This is a genomic window from Cronobacter muytjensii ATCC 51329, from assembly GCF_001277195.1.
Classification (GTDB): domain Bacteria; phylum Pseudomonadota; class Gammaproteobacteria; order Enterobacterales; family Enterobacteriaceae; genus Cronobacter; species Cronobacter muytjensii.
On sequence record NZ_CP012268.1, the window covers coordinates 548,869 to 564,648 of the forward strand.

Annotated in this window: 12 protein-coding genes; 6 read left to right on the plus strand and 6 right to left on the minus strand. The window is 57.5% G+C overall.

Annotation, left to right across the window (positions count from 1 at the left end; all coding sequences use genetic code 11):
* Positions 1-28: 28 nt before the first annotated feature.
* The 5 genes from xni to queF all read right to left on the minus strand — a co-directional run bounded on the left by xni (position 29) and on the right by queF (position 6,415).
* Positions 29-784 carry a flap endonuclease Xni gene (gene xni / locus AFK63_RS02660; protein ID WP_038868119.1) on the minus strand — a complete coding sequence of 252 codons (756 nt, stop codon included), beginning with the start codon at positions 782-784 and terminating at the stop codon, positions 29-31.
* A 130-nt stretch (positions 785-914) separates the two neighbouring features.
* Positions 915-2,282 (minus strand): L-serine ammonia-lyase, encoded by a 1,368-nt coding sequence (locus tag AFK63_RS02665; RefSeq protein WP_038868121.1) that lies wholly within the window; start codon positions 2,280-2,282, stop codon positions 915-917.
* Positions 2,283-2,348: 66 nt separating this feature from the next.
* A complete protein-coding gene (locus AFK63_RS02670) occupies positions 2,349-3,635 on the minus strand; it encodes an HAAAP family serine/threonine permease (RefSeq protein ID WP_038868122.1) in 1,287 nt (428 codons plus the stop codon).
* 452 nt (positions 3,636-4,087) lie between these two features.
* A complete protein-coding gene (gene ppnN / locus AFK63_RS02675; RefSeq protein ID WP_038868123.1) occupies positions 4,088-5,452 on the minus strand; it encodes a nucleotide 5'-monophosphate nucleosidase PpnN in 1,365 nt (454 codons plus the stop codon).
* A 117-nt stretch (positions 5,453-5,569) separates the two neighbouring features.
* Positions 5,570-6,415, minus strand: a complete 846-nt coding sequence (queF, locus tag AFK63_RS02680; protein ID WP_038868124.1) for an NADPH-dependent 7-cyano-7-deazaguanine reductase QueF — start codon at positions 6,413-6,415, stop codon at positions 5,570-5,572.
* 69 nt (positions 6,416-6,484) lie between these two features.
* Between queF and syd the strand changes: the two genes are divergently transcribed.
* The 4 genes from syd (at position 6,485) to AFK63_RS02700 (ending at position 9,246) form a co-directional block, all read left to right on the plus strand.
* Positions 6,485-7,030, plus strand: coding sequence for a SecY-interacting protein (syd, locus tag AFK63_RS02685; RefSeq protein ID WP_038868125.1), 546 nt, complete (start codon positions 6,485-6,487; stop codon positions 7,028-7,030).
* Positions 7,031-7,669: 639 nt separating this feature from the next.
* The gene (locus AFK63_RS02690; protein ID WP_038868126.1) at positions 7,670-7,999 is read left to right on the plus strand and encodes a YqcC family protein; all 330 of its coding nucleotides are present in this window, start codon (positions 7,670-7,672) and stop codon (positions 7,997-7,999) included.
* Positions 7,996-8,793 (plus strand): tRNA pseudouridine(65) synthase TruC, encoded by a 798-nt coding sequence (truC, locus tag AFK63_RS02695; protein ID WP_038868130.1) that lies wholly within the window; start codon positions 7,996-7,998, stop codon positions 8,791-8,793. Before AFK63_RS02690 ends, truC begins: the two co-directional genes overlap by 4 nt.
* Positions 8,794-8,796: 3 nt before the next feature.
* Positions 8,797-9,246 (plus strand): flavodoxin, encoded by a 450-nt coding sequence (locus tag AFK63_RS02700; protein WP_038868133.1) that lies wholly within the window; start codon positions 8,797-8,799, stop codon positions 9,244-9,246.
* A gap of 43 nt (positions 9,247-9,289) precedes the next feature.
* On the opposite strand, the gene barA is transcribed toward AFK63_RS02700, so the two are convergent.
* Entirely contained in the window at positions 9,290-12,049 is a 2,760-nt protein-coding gene (gene barA, locus AFK63_RS02705; RefSeq protein WP_038868135.1) for a two-component sensor histidine kinase BarA, read from the minus strand.
* Positions 12,050-12,106: 57 nt separating this feature from the next.
* On the opposite strand from barA, the gene rlmD reads away from it, so the two are divergent.
* Positions 12,107-13,405 carry a 23S rRNA (uracil(1939)-C(5))-methyltransferase RlmD gene (gene rlmD / locus AFK63_RS02710; protein WP_038868138.1) on the plus strand — a complete coding sequence of 433 codons (1,299 nt, stop codon included), beginning with the start codon at positions 12,107-12,109 and terminating at the stop codon, positions 13,403-13,405.
* A gap of 52 nt (positions 13,406-13,457) precedes the next feature.
* On the plus strand, positions 13,458-15,692 hold the full coding sequence (relA, locus tag AFK63_RS02715) for a GTP diphosphokinase (RefSeq protein WP_038868140.1): 2,235 nt from the start codon (positions 13,458-13,460) through the stop codon (positions 15,690-15,692).
* Positions 15,693-15,780 lie beyond the last annotated feature (88 nt).

The window sequence follows — 15,780 nt, forward strand, 5'->3', positions numbered from 1 at the left end:
GCTTATCCGCCTTTTTAATGCCGCGGAATTAGCCCTGCAACCGCAACTGCTGCAAATTCCCGTCGAGCTGCAAGTCGGTTTTCAGCGTCGCGACCTGACGGCAGATAAACGCGCTTTCACGGTGCGATTCGAGCTTTTTACGCCACTTCTCCGGTACCTCGTCGAGCCGTTGGTAGAGGGTTTCCAGCGTGCCGAAATCATTAATTAACTGCGTGGCGCTTTTCGGCCCAATCCCCGCGACACCCGGTATTTTCGAACTGCTGATCCCGGCAAGCCCCCAGAAATCCGCCAGCCTTTCTGGCGCGACACCATATTCCCTGGCGATAAACGGCGCATCCAGCCAGCGCTTCTGAAAATAGTCGCGAATGCGAATTTCCGGACGCAGTAGCTGACAGTAGCCCTTATCGGTCGACACAATCGTCGCCTCATGGCCTGCGGCGGCGACTTTCACGGCGAGCGTGGCGGCGAGATCGTCGGCTTCGTTACCCTCGACATGCCAGCAGGGGACGCCACGGCGGGTAAACGCCTCGCGCAATGCAGGCATCTCCTGATGGAGATCCTCAGGCATCGGGGGGCGCCCGGCTTTGTAGTCTGGCAGGAGTTGATGACGCCAGCCCTGCGCGCGGGCTTCATCATCAAACACCGCGACGGCGTGCGTCGGCTGGCTGTTGCCCAGCAGTTGCTCCAGCGCATGCAGGCAGGTATCGACACACGGCGTTCCCTGCACCGCGTGTATCCGGCGGATCAGGTTGAGCGCATCGACAATCAGCAAATGAACAGGCATGGCGGCTTACCTTGCGAACGTAAGAAGCCGTTACCGTAACATTTTCGGCATACGCTCACCAGAAAGGGGTGAGGATTCAGGAAGATAACGCGCAAAAAACCGCCCTGTTCACAGGGCGGCGAGGGAGGGATTAATCGCAGGCGACCACTTTGACCGCCAGGCCGCCGCGGGAGGTTTCGCGGTAGCGGGCGTTCATGTCTTTGCCAGTTTCGAACATGGTTTCGATAACTTTATCGAGGCAGACGCGCGGCTCGCTGGTACGACGCAGCGCCATACGCGCGGCATTGACGGCTTTCACAGAGGCAATCGCGTTGCGCTCAATGCATGGCACCTGAACCTGTCCCGCGACCGGGTCGCAGGTAAGCCCGAGGTTGTGTTCCATGCCGATTTCCGCCGCGATGCACACCTGGGCCGGGCTGCCGCCGAGCAGTTCGGCAAGGCCCGCCGCCGCCATGGAGCAGGCGACGCCCACTTCGCCCTGACAGCCCACTTCTGCGCCAGAGATGGACGCATTCATCTTATAGAGCGAGCCAATCGCGCTCGCTACCAGCAGGTAGCGCGCCAGTGAGTTAGCGTTCACTTCGCGGATAAACTTATCGTAGTACGCCAGCACGGCCGGAACGATTCCGCACGCCCCGTTGGTCGGCGCGGTAACGACACGGCCGCCCGCAGCGTTCTCTTCGTTGACCGCCAGCGCGAACATGTTGATCCAGTCCACCACGTTCATCGGGTCGGCGTCGGTTTTATCATGGCTGACCAGCATACGGCGCAGCGCGGCGGCGCGACGCGGAACGCGAAGCCTGCCTGGCAGAACGCCCTCGGTTGTGGTGCCGCGCTCGATACCGGCGCGCATCACATCCCAGACCTGCGCGAAATGTGCTTCGAGTTCTTCTTTGCTGTGCAGCGCCAGCTCGTTTTTCATCATCAGGCCGGAGAGCGACAATCCGGTTTCGCGGCAGTGACGCTGAAGATCCGCCGCCGTTTGGTACGGGTACGGTACCGGCGTTATGGCGGTTTGCGTCTGGCCAAAATGTGCTTCATCGACGATAAAACCGCCGCCGATAGAGTAATACGTCTGGCTGTAGAGCACGTCGTCATTCGCAAGCGCGGTGATACGCATACCATTTTCGTGCCGCGCCAGATTATCGGCATGGAAATTCATACACTGATCGACCGGGAACGCGACTTCGTGCGCGCCGCCGGCGAGCATCAGGCGGCTGTGCGTATTAACGTCCTGAATGAAGCCTGGGATGGCGTCGATGTCTACCGTGTCCGGCAGATTGCCGGCCAGGCCCATAATAATAGCGATATCGGTGTGGTGGCCTTTGCCGGTCAGTGACAGGGAGCCATACACGTCCACCACCACTTTTGTCACCTTATGCAGCAGGTGTTGCGCGATAAGGTCATCGGTAAACTGCTTGCCCGCTTTCATCGGCCCTACGGTATGAGAGCTGGATGGACCAATACCGATTTTGAAAATATCAAAAACGCTGATCATGATGCATTCCGTTGAATCAATAACTGGGAAGGACTCGCGCCGCCGGGCGGCGGCGCGGACAGAGGATTAGCTGAAGAGCGAATAGAAGATAGCGGAGATAGCGATAAGACCCATCACAGTCACGAACACGTTGCTGATGTGGCCGCTGTATTTACGCATGGCTGGGACTCTTGCAATCGCGTACATCGGCATCAGGAACAGAATCATCGCGATAATCGGACCGCCCAGCGTTTCGATCATGCCAAGGATGCTCGGGTTCAGGGTAGCGACAATCCAGGTGGTTACCAGCATGAACAGCGCGGTGATGCGGTTCAGTTTGCTCACTTCGATAGTTTTGCCGCGGCTACGCAGAGACTTAATCACCATGCCGTTAAAGCCTTCACGCGCGCCCAGGTAATGGCCGAGGAAAGATTTCGTAATGGCGATGATTGCGATGATCGGGCCTACCCAGGCGATAACCGGCACGTTGAAGTGGTTAGCGAGGTAAGAAAGGATAGTGATGTTCTGCGCTTTTGCTTCCGCCAGGTTTTCCGGGGTCAGGCTCAGCACGCAGCTGAATACGAAGAACATCACGGTTACGACCATCATGATGTGCGCATAAGCCAGAATGCGGGAGCATTTTTTCTCGGCGTCCACACCGTACTCTTCACGTTTCGCCACGGCGAAAGCAGAGATGATCGGCGAATGGTTGAATGAGAACACCATGACCGGAATGGCGAGCCACAGGGTCATCAGCAGGCCGTTACCGGTAGAAGCGTGGCTGAAAGAGAGAGTTTCCAGCGCGGCGCCGCTCCAGTTCGGGATCAGGAAGCAGGCCATCAGCATCAGCACGGCCACGAACGGGAACACCAGCACGCTCATCGCTTTCACGATCATCTGCTCGCCGAAGCGCACGATAGTCATCATACCGATGATAAGGATCAGCGAAAGGATCGCGCGCGGCGGAGACGTCAGGCCCAGCTGGTGAGTAATAAAGCTGTCAACGGTGTTGGTGATAGCCACGCTGTACATCAGCAGGATCGGGTAAATCGCGAAGAAGTAGAGCAGGGTGATGACTTTACCAGCGCCAACGCCGAAATGTTCTTCCACGACCTCGGTAATGTCTTCGCCCGGGTTTTTACCGGAAAGGACAAAACGAGTGAGCGCGCGGTGGGCGAAGAAGGTCATCGGGAAGGCAAGGATGGCCATAATAATCAGTGGGATAAGGCCGCCGACGCCTGCGTTGATAGGCAGGAAAAGCACGCCTGCGCCAATCGCCGTGCCGTACAGGCCAAGCATCCACATGGTATCGGTTTTGCGCCACGCGCCGCTTTTCGCTGCGGTAGCGATGTTGCCTGTTTGAGTCGTTTCCATCTGTGTATCTCCTGGAGGAAGCAAAAAATCGAACTTAATAGTCACATTCGATAAAATATCGACGAACTGTAAAACGAAATTCTGTTTAGGGCGCTTTTTTTATAATTTTTTCCCGAAACTGTGGCGGGGCGAAAGATACATTCATGCACTGAATCCTTCAGTGATCCCGATCCCAATTGCAATAATCCACTTTTTTAGCAGGCGATTTTTAGATCATAACACTGGCTTTCGATGCCTGGCCGGCATTAATGCGCGCAGAGCCTGCCATTGACGGCAGATGAGGTAAATAGACCAGGATAAAATGATTAATAATTTCCTGTAAAAACAGACGAAAACAGCACGCTGAAATTCTTTTGGAGAAATTTCCAGGATTATGCGCGGTGAATTTTACAGCGCAAACGTTTCGCGGGGGATGGAGTCTATAAAAAAGGCGGCCCGCAGGCCGCCTGATATCACGTGCAGATTTCGTAACAGGGAATATAAGCGGAGCCCGGTAGCTTCATACGATGCTGGGCGACAAAGCCTTGCAGCAGATCGTCCATGCGCTTCATCATTTGCGCATCACCATGAATTTTATAGCGTCCGTACTGCTCAATGGCCCTGATGCCTACTTCTTTCACATTACCCGCCACAATACCTGAAAAGGCGCGACGCAGATCGGCTGCCAGAATTTCCGTCGGCTGATCGGGGTAAAGCTTCAGGTTCGCCATATTTTCATGGGTTGGCTCGAAGGGCACCTGAAGATCCGGCGAAATGCGGATAGACCAGTTGAAACTGTAGGCATCGCCGGTTTCACGACGGCACTCTTTCACCAGCGGCATCGCTTTTTTCATTTCGCGCGCCACTTCCGCCGGGTCGTCAATGATCACGCGGTAATGACGACGGGCCTTCTCGCCAAGGGTGTTGACGATAAAGTCGTCCAGCACGCGGAAATAGTCGGCGCTCTCTTTCGGCCCGGTCAGGATCAGCGGCAGCACCTGTTCCGCGTTATGCGGGTTCATCAAAATGCCGAGCAGGTACAGCAACTCTTCCGCCGTACCGACGCCGCCCGGGAAGATGATAATACCGTGGGCGATACGCACGAACGCCTCAAGGCGTTTTTCGATATCCGGCATGATGACAAGCTCGTTCACCAGCGGATTCGGCGGCTCGGCGGCGATAATCGACGGCTCGGTCATGCCGATAAAACGCCCTTCTTTGTAGCGCTGCTGGGCGTGACCGACCGCCGCGCCTTTCATCGGCGCTTCCATTGCGCCCGGCCCGCACCCGGTGCAGATATTCAGCTCGCGCAGCCCCAGTTGGGTACCGACGCGGCGGGCGTAGAGATATTCGGTTTCGTTAATAGAGTGACCGCCCCAGCAGACCACCATATTCGGCGCTTCGCCGACATGCAGCGCTTTCGCGTTGCGCAGGATGGAAAATACCAGGTTGGTGATATGAATGGAGTCGCTAAGATTCAGATGCTGAAAGCGCCCGGCATTATGAATCTGTCCGTTCACGAACAAAATGTCGCGCAGCACGGCGAACAGGTTAGCCTGCAACGAGCGGATAATCTGCCCGTCGACAAACGCCTCTTCCGGCGGATTGATAAGTTCAAGCTTTACGCCGCGCTCGCGGCGCAGCACGTTGATATCGAAATTTTCAAAACGCGACAGCAGCGTTTTGCTGTTGTCGGTCTGGCTGCCGGAATTGAGCACCGCAAGCGAACAGTTGCGAAAGAGTTGATACAGGTCGCTGCTGGCTGTGCTTTTGAGCATGTCCACTTCCAGCTGCGACAGCAGATCCATCGAGCCCAGCGGGCTAATATGTGTAATCAAGTAAGCTCCTTACGGGGCGATAAACGCCGCTCCCTCTGATTACAATAGCCCCGCCATGTGACATTTAACAACCCACCCCGCACCGCCCTTGTGACGGATTTGCGGGGTGTTTAGCAATTACTGACGCGCCAGGCGCCCGGTTGCCGGTGTAAAGCTGTCGTTGCTGCGCCACGGATTAATATCCAGCCCGCCGCGGCGGGTGTAGCGCGCATAGACGCTGAGCGCTTCGGGCTGACAAAAACGCTGAATGTCGTTAAAAATGCGCTCCACGCACTGCTCGTGGAATTCGTTGTGATGGCGGAAAGAGACCAGATAGCGCAGCAGCTTTTCGCGACAGATTTTCGGCCCGCGATAGCGGATCTGCACGGAGCCCCAGTCCGGCTGGTGCGTGATGAGGCAATTGGATTTCAGCAGATGGCTGACCAGCGTCTCTTCAACGCGCGCTTCGCCCGCGGCGTCTGTAAGCAGCGCGGCGTCAAATTCGTAATCGGTGATAATCAGATCCTGATTATCGATGCATTCGCCCTCAAAGCGCGCAACCAGCTCGCCTTCAACCTCGTCAAGGCGGCGGAGCGTCACGGACACCTCGCCCTGCGCGCAGGCGCGTAAGTCTCGCTCAAGCGTCTCGCGCACGTCATCAATGCTGGCGAAGCGCGTCTGATTAAAGCTGTTGAGATAGAGCTTAAAACTTTTAGATTCGACAAGATTCACGCTGGCGGCGTTAATCTCCGCCTGGCCTATCGCTACCTGCGGCAGACCGTTCTGATTAAGCCAGGAGAGTTCGTACATCGTCCAGATATCCGCCCCGTGAAAGGGCAGGGCGTCGGCGCGCAGGCCCAGCGGATCGCGGTTCAGACTGCGCGGCACCGGCTGGAGCAGAGAGGCATCGTAGATGTCGCGATAATCGGTAGATTTGCCAAGCGTCAGGCCGTCAAGCGCCTGATGATTTTCATAAGAAGTCATGTGTCACCGTGATAATACAGGTACAATACAGGGTTCAGTGTATCTTACCTGACCTGAAGAGAGAATCTGGTGGAAAACGACGTACAACAGGCGCTGGCGGCATTCAGCGCGCGTTATTGCGAAGCGTGGCGGCAACAGCGGGGCAGCCTGCCCGTCAGTGAAGAATATATCGGTATTTCGTCCCCGTGCATTGTATCCACCCACCCTGACGCGGTAGAGTGGCAACCTCAGCCGTTTACGCCTGAGGATTCTCTCGGCGCGGTTGAGAAAGCGCTTGATATTGTGCTCCAGCCGGACGCGCACGCGTTTTACGTCAGTCAGTACGCAGGCGATATGCCCGCACGGTTCGGCGAGCTGACGTTAACGCTGTTACAGGCCTGGAGCCGGGACGATTTCCGCCGCGTGCAGGAAAACCTGATTGGCCACCTGGTCACGCAAAAGCGCCTTAAGCTGTCGCCCACGATCTTTATCGCTACGCTTGACAGTGAACTGGATGTGGTCTCGCTGTGTAATCTTACCGGCGAAGTGGTGCGGGAAACCCTCGGTACCCGCCAGCGACGCGTGCTGGCACCGGCGCTTAGCACCTTTCTGCATCAACTCGACCCGCTGTTGTAATCCTTTTTTGCTCGCCCCCTTGTAAGAGATCTCTCACAAACCCTGTGAGAGATCGCCGTCAGCGTAAGGGTTTTCTTAGCGCGCTTCGTAATAAATTACTTTTATATTCAATCGGATGTGATAAAAAGCTGCGCTTTCGTATGAAACTTATCTTAAATTGATCCTGTAAGCTGCCTTGTAAGTGCACGCGTAATGCGAGATTCTATTCCTGCCGACACGGAGTGGCGCTGAAGCGAACATCAGGACGATGGCGCTTCAAACAGGATACGCCGGAGGGCGATTCAGGGAAGGCTTCAGGATGAGGCGAAAGGACGGCGCAGGAGCGCTAAGGGACACCTCCAGGAAGGAGAACGTGAGCCGGACAGGATTACCGGTGGGTCAGGAAGACTAAGGACACGCATCGGGACGATGCACCAGTAACATCAGGATGATGTGAGCAGGATGCGTAAAGGGATGTAAGGTCGCAAGACCGCAGGAAAAGTTGTCACGGACGAGCAGGGAGCACCGAAAAGTAGCCGGACTGCTGCGAAACGAACCGGGAGCACTGTGTTATCACAGTGCTCCTTTTTTTATGCTTTTTTTTCTGCTGCCGGGAAATGCTATGCTGCGCGCCCGGTTTTTTGATTCACAGAGGTTGTTATGGAACGCCACCAACGGGTTCGTCAGCAGCTGCAGCGCGTCGAACACGTGTTACGCCACCATCAGCAGTGGCAAAGCGCCGCCCCCCATTCCTCCGCATTTGAAAGTACGCAGCCTTTTTGCATGGATACGCTTGAGCCTTACGAATGGCTGCAATGGGTGCTCATTCCGCGTCTGCATGCGCTGCTGGACGCCGGCTCGCCGCTGCCGCAGGCGTTTGCGGTCGCGCCTTATTATGAAGTGGCGCTTGAGGCCAGCCATCCGGCGCGCGACGCCGTGCTGAAGGTGCTGCTTGAGCTGGATGCGCTCTTTACAGAGGAAAGCCTGTGAGCCTGGAGATCCTCTGGCAGGACGAATGGCTGGTGGCGGTCAACAAGCCATCCGGTTGGCTGGTGCACCGCAGCTGGCTCGATCGCGACGAAAAAGTGGTCGTTATGCAGACCGTGCGCGACCAGATAGGCCAGCACGTTTTCACCGCCCACCGTCTCGACAGACCCACGTCCGGCGTTCTGCTGATGGGCCTGTCGAGCGAGGTCGGGCGGCTGTTATCACAGCAGTTTGAGCATCATCAGATCCAAAAACGCTACCATGCTATCGTGCGCGGCTGGCTCACCGACAGCGCGATACTCGATTACCCGCTCGTGGAAGAGCTGGATAAAATTGCCGATAAATTCTCGCGTCAGGATAAAGAGGCGCAGCCAGCGGTAACGCATTATCAGGGGCTCGCGACCACCACGCAGCCGGTGGCGGTGGGGCGTTATGATTCAGTGCGTTACTCTTTAATCGAGATGCTTCCGCAGACTGGTCGCAAGCATCAGCTGCGCCGCCATATGGCGCACCTGCGCCATCCTATCATCGGCGACTCGAAACATGGCGATCTGCGCCAGAACCGCGCCGCAGCGGAGCATTTCGGCTGCAACCGGCTGATGCTTCACGCCAGTGAGCTTGCGCTCACGCACCCCGTGACCGGCGAGCCGCTCGTCATTCGCGCTGGTCTTGACGATGTCTGGCATCAGGCGCTCGCGCACTTTGGCTGGCAGGCGCATCTCCCCGATCCCGTTGGGGTTGAGTTTCCCGGTACGAACCCTCAGGATGAAAATAGTCTGAATCCACAAGGAGATTAAGCGATGGCAAGCGTAGGGATTTTTGTCGGCACCATGTACGGTAATTCACTGTTAGTCGCGGAAGAAGCGCAGACTATCCTCAAAAAACAGGGCCATGAGGCTACGGTGTATGAAGATGCCACCCTGGCGGACTGGGAGCGCTATAGTGACGGTTACGCGCTTATCGTCACGTCCACGACCGGCCAGGGCGACTTGCCGGACAGCATCGTTCCGCTTTATGAGTCTGTCAAAGACCAGCACGGTCACCAGCCGACGCGGCGCTACGGCCTGATTGCGCTCGGCGACAGTAGCTACAGCCATTTTTGCGGCGGCGGCAAGAAATTCGACGCGCTGCTGCAGGAACACGCAGCGCAGCGCGTTGGCGAGGTGTTATACATCGACGCCGCAGACTATCCGGAGCCGGAAACGCTCTCCAGTCCGTGGGTCGAACAGTGGGGCGCGCTACTCAAATAGCCGGCGCGTCGGCGTCCTGCGCGACATGACGCCGACGCGTGTGTTATTGACCGATAATGCGATGCGCTTCACGCGTTACGTTATCCATCTCATCCAGTAATTCCAGCAGTTCCGGCTCCAGCTCGCTCGCCGCGACGCCGCTGCGCAACTGATGCTCAATCAACTGGCAGAGGTTTTTCAGGCGCGGAACGCCGCTGTAGCCGCAACTGCCATGCAATTTATGAATCAGCTCGGTCAGGCCTTCCGGATTTTCGCCCACCAGCTGTTCTTCCACGCGGTTGCGCACTTCCGGCAAAAACGCCAGTAGCATCTGCAGCATGTCGCGCGCCAGATCGGGCTTGTTCGCCGCCTGACGCAGCGCCAGGCTCCAGTCGAGCGTCGCGTTCAGGTCAACCGTCGGCGGCGCGCTCGCAGGCGTGCTGGCGACCAGCGGCACCGCGTAGCCCGGCTGGTAGCGCAGCAGCAAGGCGCGCAGCTTCTCTTCTTCGATAGGCTTCGCCAGATAATCATTCATGCCCGCGCTCAACAGTTTTTCTTTCTGCCCTGACATCGCATGGGCCGTAACTGCGATAATCGGTGTGTGCTGCTGCTGCGGCAGTTTGCGGATCAGCTCGCACGCATGGATGCCATCCATGTCCGGCATTTGAATATCCATCAAAATAATATCGAATGGCTGAAGCGTGGCGCGCTCTACCGCCTGATGCCCGCTGTCACACAGCACCACATACTGAACGACATCCTCCAGCAATGCGCCGATAAGTTTGAGGTTGGCCGGGTTGTCATCCACCGCCATGACCGTCATCGCCAGTTTGCCCTGATTACCCTCAGGCAACTCCCGGGCGTGGATAAGACGGCAATGCTCCAGCAGCAGCGGCAACAGTCGGGTGCCGGTCACTGGTTTCAGCAGGCAGGCGCTGGCCCCCTCTTTTTTCAGCATCTCGGCGTTAATTTGAGCGTGGCATGGCAGTGCCAGAATCAGACAATCCGTAAGCGTGGCCGCGCGCGCCAGCTGGTCATGGCGCATCGTCAACGGTTCACGATCCGTCACCGGGGCGGCATAGAGCAGGATGTCGTAATGCGCCTGCGGCAGCGTCGCCAGCTCCGGGCTGTAGATCACCGTCAGCGGCGTATTGGCGAGCAGATCCCGCGTGCTTTTCGCCGCGGCTTCGTTCTTCTCGACATACGCAATACGCATGCCCGCCAGCATATCGGTGGCGTGGCGATCCGCCAGCGCGTTAGGGTTCAGATCAAGGCTAATGTGGAACCAGAACGTCGAGCCGCGATGCGGCTGGCTGTGGAACGAGATATCGCCGCCCATTTCGTTAACCAGTTTCTGGGTAATAACCAGCCCAAGCCCGGTGCCGCCGTGGCGGCGCGAAATGCTGGCGTCGGCCTGGCGAAACGCCTGGAAGAGGCGCGACTGATCGCGCTCCGGAATACCGATGCCGGTATCGCGGATTTGTACTTCAATCTGCACTTTGTTGTTACTGATGGCGCGTTTCTCCACCACGATGTCGATATTGCCGTGGTCGGTAAATTTAATCGCGTTGCCCACCAGATTGGTGATGACCTGCTGAAGACGCAGCGGGTCGCCAATCACGTTATCCGGCACGTCATGGCGCACGCTGATGGTCAGCTCCAGGCCTTTGTCGTGCGCAGAGTGCGCCAGCAGCGTCACCACTTCATCCAGCGTGTTGCGCAGTGGGAACGGAATGCTTTCCAGCAGCAGTTTTCCGGCCTCCAGCTTCGAGAAATCAAGCACGTCGTTAATGATGCTGAGCAGGTTATTCGCCGAGCGCTCAATCGTGTTGAGGTGATCGCGCTGAGTCGGCGTCAGGTCGGTTTTCAGCGTCAGGCGGGTAAAACCTATCACGCCGTTTAGCGGCGTGCGCAGCTCATGGGACATATTGGCAAGGAATTCAGACTTAATACGCGCCGCCTCCTGCGCGCGCTTTTTCGCCAGATCCAGTTCAACGTTCTGGATCTCCATCTGTTCCAGGGTTTCACGCAAATCTGACGTCGCCTGATCGATATTGTGCTGCATCTCTTCGTGGTAAGCGGCAAGCGACATCGCCATCGAATTGATGCCGTTTTTCAGCATATCCAGCTCGCCCAGCATAAAGCCTTCGACCCGGCTGTCGAGCTGGCCGCGGCGGATGCGGTCGACGGTATTGACCATATTGCGGATAGGCGCGGTGACGTCGCGCATCAGACGCCAGGCGAATAGCACCGCGCAGACCATACAAATCAGCATCATTAATAGCGAGATAGCGATCTCCTGATACTGCTGAAGCCGCACTGATTTCAGATCCAGCTCCAGCGCCACATAGCCCAGCGTGTTGGCGTTGAGCTTGGCTTCAGAAACTTCAGATTCATCAGGCGAGTAGCGCTCGGAGACCACCGGCGTGCGCAGAATCAAAATATCGTCCCGGCGCGTTACGCTAAGGGCGGTGGGCATGGCCGCGCCGTTCGCAAGCTGCAGTTCGGAAGGCTTAAGCTGATAATTAGACGTTACAAACAGTTTATTGTGGCGATCGTAAACTGAAATGGCGCGTACAATTTCCGAATGCCGACGATGCAGTACGCTGACCAACTGGCGTACCGACTCCTTATTTTGCAGGCTCATGCCATATTCGCTGGCGACCGCCAGCGGCTCAATAATGCTCGCGCCGGCGTCTTCCAGCTGGCGCTGCAAATCATGATAGCGGTGCACAACGAAGAAAACGCTGAGCAGCAGGCCGATGATAAAGGTGGGCGCCAGGATGAGAATCATCATCCGCGCCCGCAGGCTGTAGTTGGTCATGGGGTTCCGTTATGGGACAATCAGCGACATTCAGTTTATGTGAGAAATTTCCTGGCGATGGCGCAATTCTACTCTGCAAAGCGACGCGTGACGACGCGTGAAATGATAACCGTGACGGCCGACGGCCTGGACGCCTTCGGGCAGGGGGTGGCGCGCCACCACGGCAAAGCGCTGTTTATTCCCGGTTTGCTGCCAGGCGAACGCGCAGACGTCGTACTTACCGAGGAGAAAAAACAGTTCTCGCGCGGCGAAGTAAAAAAGCGCCTCACGCAAAGCCCGGAGCGCGTAGCACCGCTGTGCCCGCATTTTGGCGTATGCGGCGGTTGCCAGCAACAGCATGCGAGCGTTGACCTCCAGCAGCGCAGTAAAAACCAGGCGCTGGCGCGCATGATGAAGCGCGAGGTTGATGAAGTCATCAGCGGGCCGGCATGGGGATATCGCCGCCGGGCGCGCCTGAGCTTGAATTTCCCGCCGCGCAAACCAGGCTTACAGATGGGGTTTCGTAAGGCTGGTTCGAATGACCTGGTGGATGTGCACCGCTGCCCTATACTTGTGCCCCGTCTCGAGGCGTTGCTGCCCGCCCTTCGCGCGTGTCTTGGCAGCCTCGACGCCGCGCGCCATCTCGGCCATGTTGAGCTGGTCGACGCCGCCAGCGGTCCGCTGATGGTGCTGCGGCATATGAAGCCGCTCAGCGCGGACGATCGCGAAAAACTGGAATGCTTTTCGCATTCCGAAGGCGTGGCGCTGTACCTTGCGCCTGAGAGCGATACCCTTGAACAGCTAAACGGTGACATGCCCTGGTATGAATCGGACGGCCTGCGGCTGACCTTCAGCCCGCGTGATTTTATTCAGGTGAATGACGCCGTAAATCAGCAGATGGTGGCCCGTGCGCTGGCGTGGCTGGATGTTCAGCCCGGCGATCGCGTCCTGGATCTCTTCTGCGGCATGGGCAACTTTACATTGCCGCTGGCGCGCCGCGCGGAGAGCGTGGTGGGCGTCGAAGGGGTTGCGGCGCTGGTTGAGAAAGGTGACTATAATGCCGAACTTAACGCATTGAAAAACGTCAATTTCTTCCAGCATAACCTGGAAGAAGACGTCACGACGCAGCCATGGGCGCTGCAGGGCTTCGACAAAGTGTTGCTCGATCCGGCGCGTGCGGGCGCTGCGGGTGTTATGCAGCATATTGTGAAATTAAAACCGCGTCGGGTGGTCTATGTCTCCTGTAACCCTTCTACGCTTGCGCGTGACAGTGAGGCGCTGCTCGCGGCGGGCTATCGCACCGGAAGGCTGGCGATGCTCGATATGTTCCCGCACACAGGCCATCTGGAATCAATGGCGCTGTTTGAAAGAGATTAAGTAGTCAGGCCGCCGCGCGGTGCGGTCAGGCTGGTCCCGAAAGGAGAGGACGATGGTTGCGGTAAGAAGTGCACATCTTAATAAAGCTGGCGAATTTGACCATGAAAAATGGGTGGCGAGCCTTGGCATCGCCAGTCAGCAGTCGTGTGAACGCTTAACCGAAACCTGGCGCTATTGCGAACAGCAGACTCAGGGCCACCCGCAGGCAGATCTTCTGCTCTGGCGAGGCGTGGAAATGGTCGAAATCCTCACCATGCTCAGTATGGATATCGATACGCTGCGCGCTGCGCTGCTTTTCCCGCTGGTGGATGGCGGCGTGGTGAGTGAAGAGGTACTGAAAGAGAGCGTCGGCAAGTCGGTCGTCGGCCTCATTCACGGCGTGCGCGATATGGCCGCTATTCGCCAGCTCAAAGCCACGCATCACGATTCCGTCTCCTCCGAGCAGGTGGATAACGTGCGCCGCATGCTGCTGGCGATGGTCGATGATTTCCGCTGCGTGGTCATTAAACTGGCGGAGCGTATCGCGCACCTGCGCGAAGTGAAAGACGCGCCGGAAGATGAACGCGTACTGGCGGCGAAAGAGTGCACCAACATCTATGCGCCGCTGGCGAACCGTCTCGGTATCGGCCAGCTCAAGTGGGAGCTCGAAGATTTTTGCTTCCGTTATCTGCATCCGGATGAATACAAACGCATTGCCAAACTGCTGCATGAGCGGCGCATCGATCGCGAGCACTATATTGAAGAGTTCGTTACGCATCTGCGCACCGCCATGAAAGAAGAGGGCGTTAAAGCCGAAGTCTATGGGCGTCCGAAACATATCTACAGCATCTGGCGCAAGATGCAGAAAAAGCATCTGGCTTTTGATGAGTTGTTCGACGTGCGCGCGGTGCGCATCGTCGCGGAGCGTTTGCAGGATTGCTACGCCGCGCTTGGCATTGTACATACGCATTACCGTCATTTGCCGGATGAATTCGACGATTATGTCGCCAACCCCAAGCCGAACGGCTACCAGTCAATTCATACCGTGGTGCTTGGCCCCGGCGGTAAAACGGTTGAGATCCAGATCCGCACCAAACAGATGCACGAAGAGTCTGAGCTCGGCGTGGCAGCGCACTGGAAGTATAAAGAGGGCGCGGCAAGCGGCGGGCGCAACGGCCACGAAGACCGCATCGCCTGGCTGCGTAAACTCATCGCCTGGCAGGAAGAAATGGCGGATTCCGGCGAAATGCTCGACGAATTGCGTAGCCAGGTCTTTGACGACCGCGTCTACGTATTTACGCCGAAAGGTGACGTGGTCGACCTGCCTGCTGGCTCTACGCCGCTCGATTTCGCGTACCACATTCACAGCGATGTCGGGCACCGCTGCATCGGCGCGAAAATCGGTGGCAGAATTGTGCCGTTCACTTACCAGCTCCAGATGGGCGATCAGCTCGAAATCATCACCCAGAAGCAGCCGAACCCGAGCCGCGACTGGTTGAATCCGAACCTCGGCTATGTCGGCACCAGCCGCGCGCGCGCGAAAATTCACGCCTGGTTTCGCAAACAGGATCGCGACAAAAATATTATCGCCGGGCGTCAGATCCTCGACGACGAGCTGGCGCATCTCGGCATCAGCCTGAAAGAGGCGGAAAAGCATCTGCTGCCGCGCTACAACTTTAATGAAGTCGATGAGCTGCTGGCGGCCATTGGCGGTGGAGATATTCGCCTCAACCAGATGGTGAATTTCCTCCAGGCCCAGTTCAACAAGCCCAGCGCGGAAGAACAGGACGCCGCGGCGCTGCGTCAGTTGCAGCAAAAAACCTATACGCCGCAGGGGCGCAACAGCCGCGATAATGGCCGCGTCGTGGTGGAGGGCGTCGGCAATCTGATGCACCACATCGCCCGTTGCTGCCAGCCGATCCCGGGCGATGATATTGTCGGCTTTATTACCCAAGGGCGCGGTATTTCCATCCACCGCGCCGACTGCGATCAACTGGCGGAGCTGCAGTCGCACGCGCCGGAGCGTATCGTCGACGCGGTGTGGGGCGAAAGCTACTCCGCCGGGTATTCGCTGGTGGTGCGCGTAACGGCGAACGACCGCAGCGGTCTGCTGCGCGATATCACTACTATCCTTGCCAATGAAAAGGTTAACGTACTGGGCGTGACCAGCCGCAGCGATACCCGTCAGCAGCTGGCGACCATCGATATGGAGATCGAAATCTATAACCTCCAGGTGCTCGGCCGCGTGCTCGGCAAGCTTAACCAGGTATCAGACGTTATCGACGCGCGCCGTCTGCATGGCGGCTGACGCGTCAGGCGGCGCGACAGGCCGCGCCGTCTTTTTTATTATGCCTCCAGCGTGAGGCGCGCGGCGTACGCGCTTGACATCGCCACGC

Bases quoted from the DNA above. Each gene is read 5' to 3' on its own strand.
- xni (WP_038868119.1), bottom strand. From the start codon at position 784: ATGCCTGTTCATTTGCTGATTGTCGATGCGCTCAACCTGATCCGCCGG.
- AFK63_RS02665 (WP_038868121.1), bottom strand. From the start codon at position 2,282: ATGATCAGCGTTTTTGATATTTTCAAAATCGGTATTGGTCCATCCAGC.
- AFK63_RS02670 (WP_038868122.1), bottom strand. From the start codon at position 3,635: ATGGAAACGACTCAAACAGGCAACATCGCTACCGCAGCGAAAAGCGGC.
- queF (WP_038868124.1), bottom strand. From the start codon at position 6,415: ATGACTTCTTATGAAAATCATCAGGCGCTTGACGGCCTGACGCTTGGC.
- AFK63_RS02690 (WP_038868126.1), top strand. From the start codon at position 7,670: ATGGAACGCCACCAACGGGTTCGTCAGCAGCTGCAGCGCGTCGAACAC.
- AFK63_RS02700 (WP_038868133.1), top strand. From the start codon at position 8,797: ATGGCAAGCGTAGGGATTTTTGTCGGCACCATGTACGGTAATTCACTG.
- barA (WP_038868135.1), bottom strand. From the start codon at position 12,049: ATGACCAACTACAGCCTGCGGGCGCGGATGATGATTCTCATCCTGGCG.
- rlmD (WP_038868138.1), top strand. From the start codon at position 12,107: ATGGCGCAATTCTACTCTGCAAAGCGACGCGTGACGACGCGTGAAATG.
- relA (WP_038868140.1), top strand. From the start codon at position 13,458: ATGGTTGCGGTAAGAAGTGCACATCTTAATAAAGCTGGCGAATTTGAC.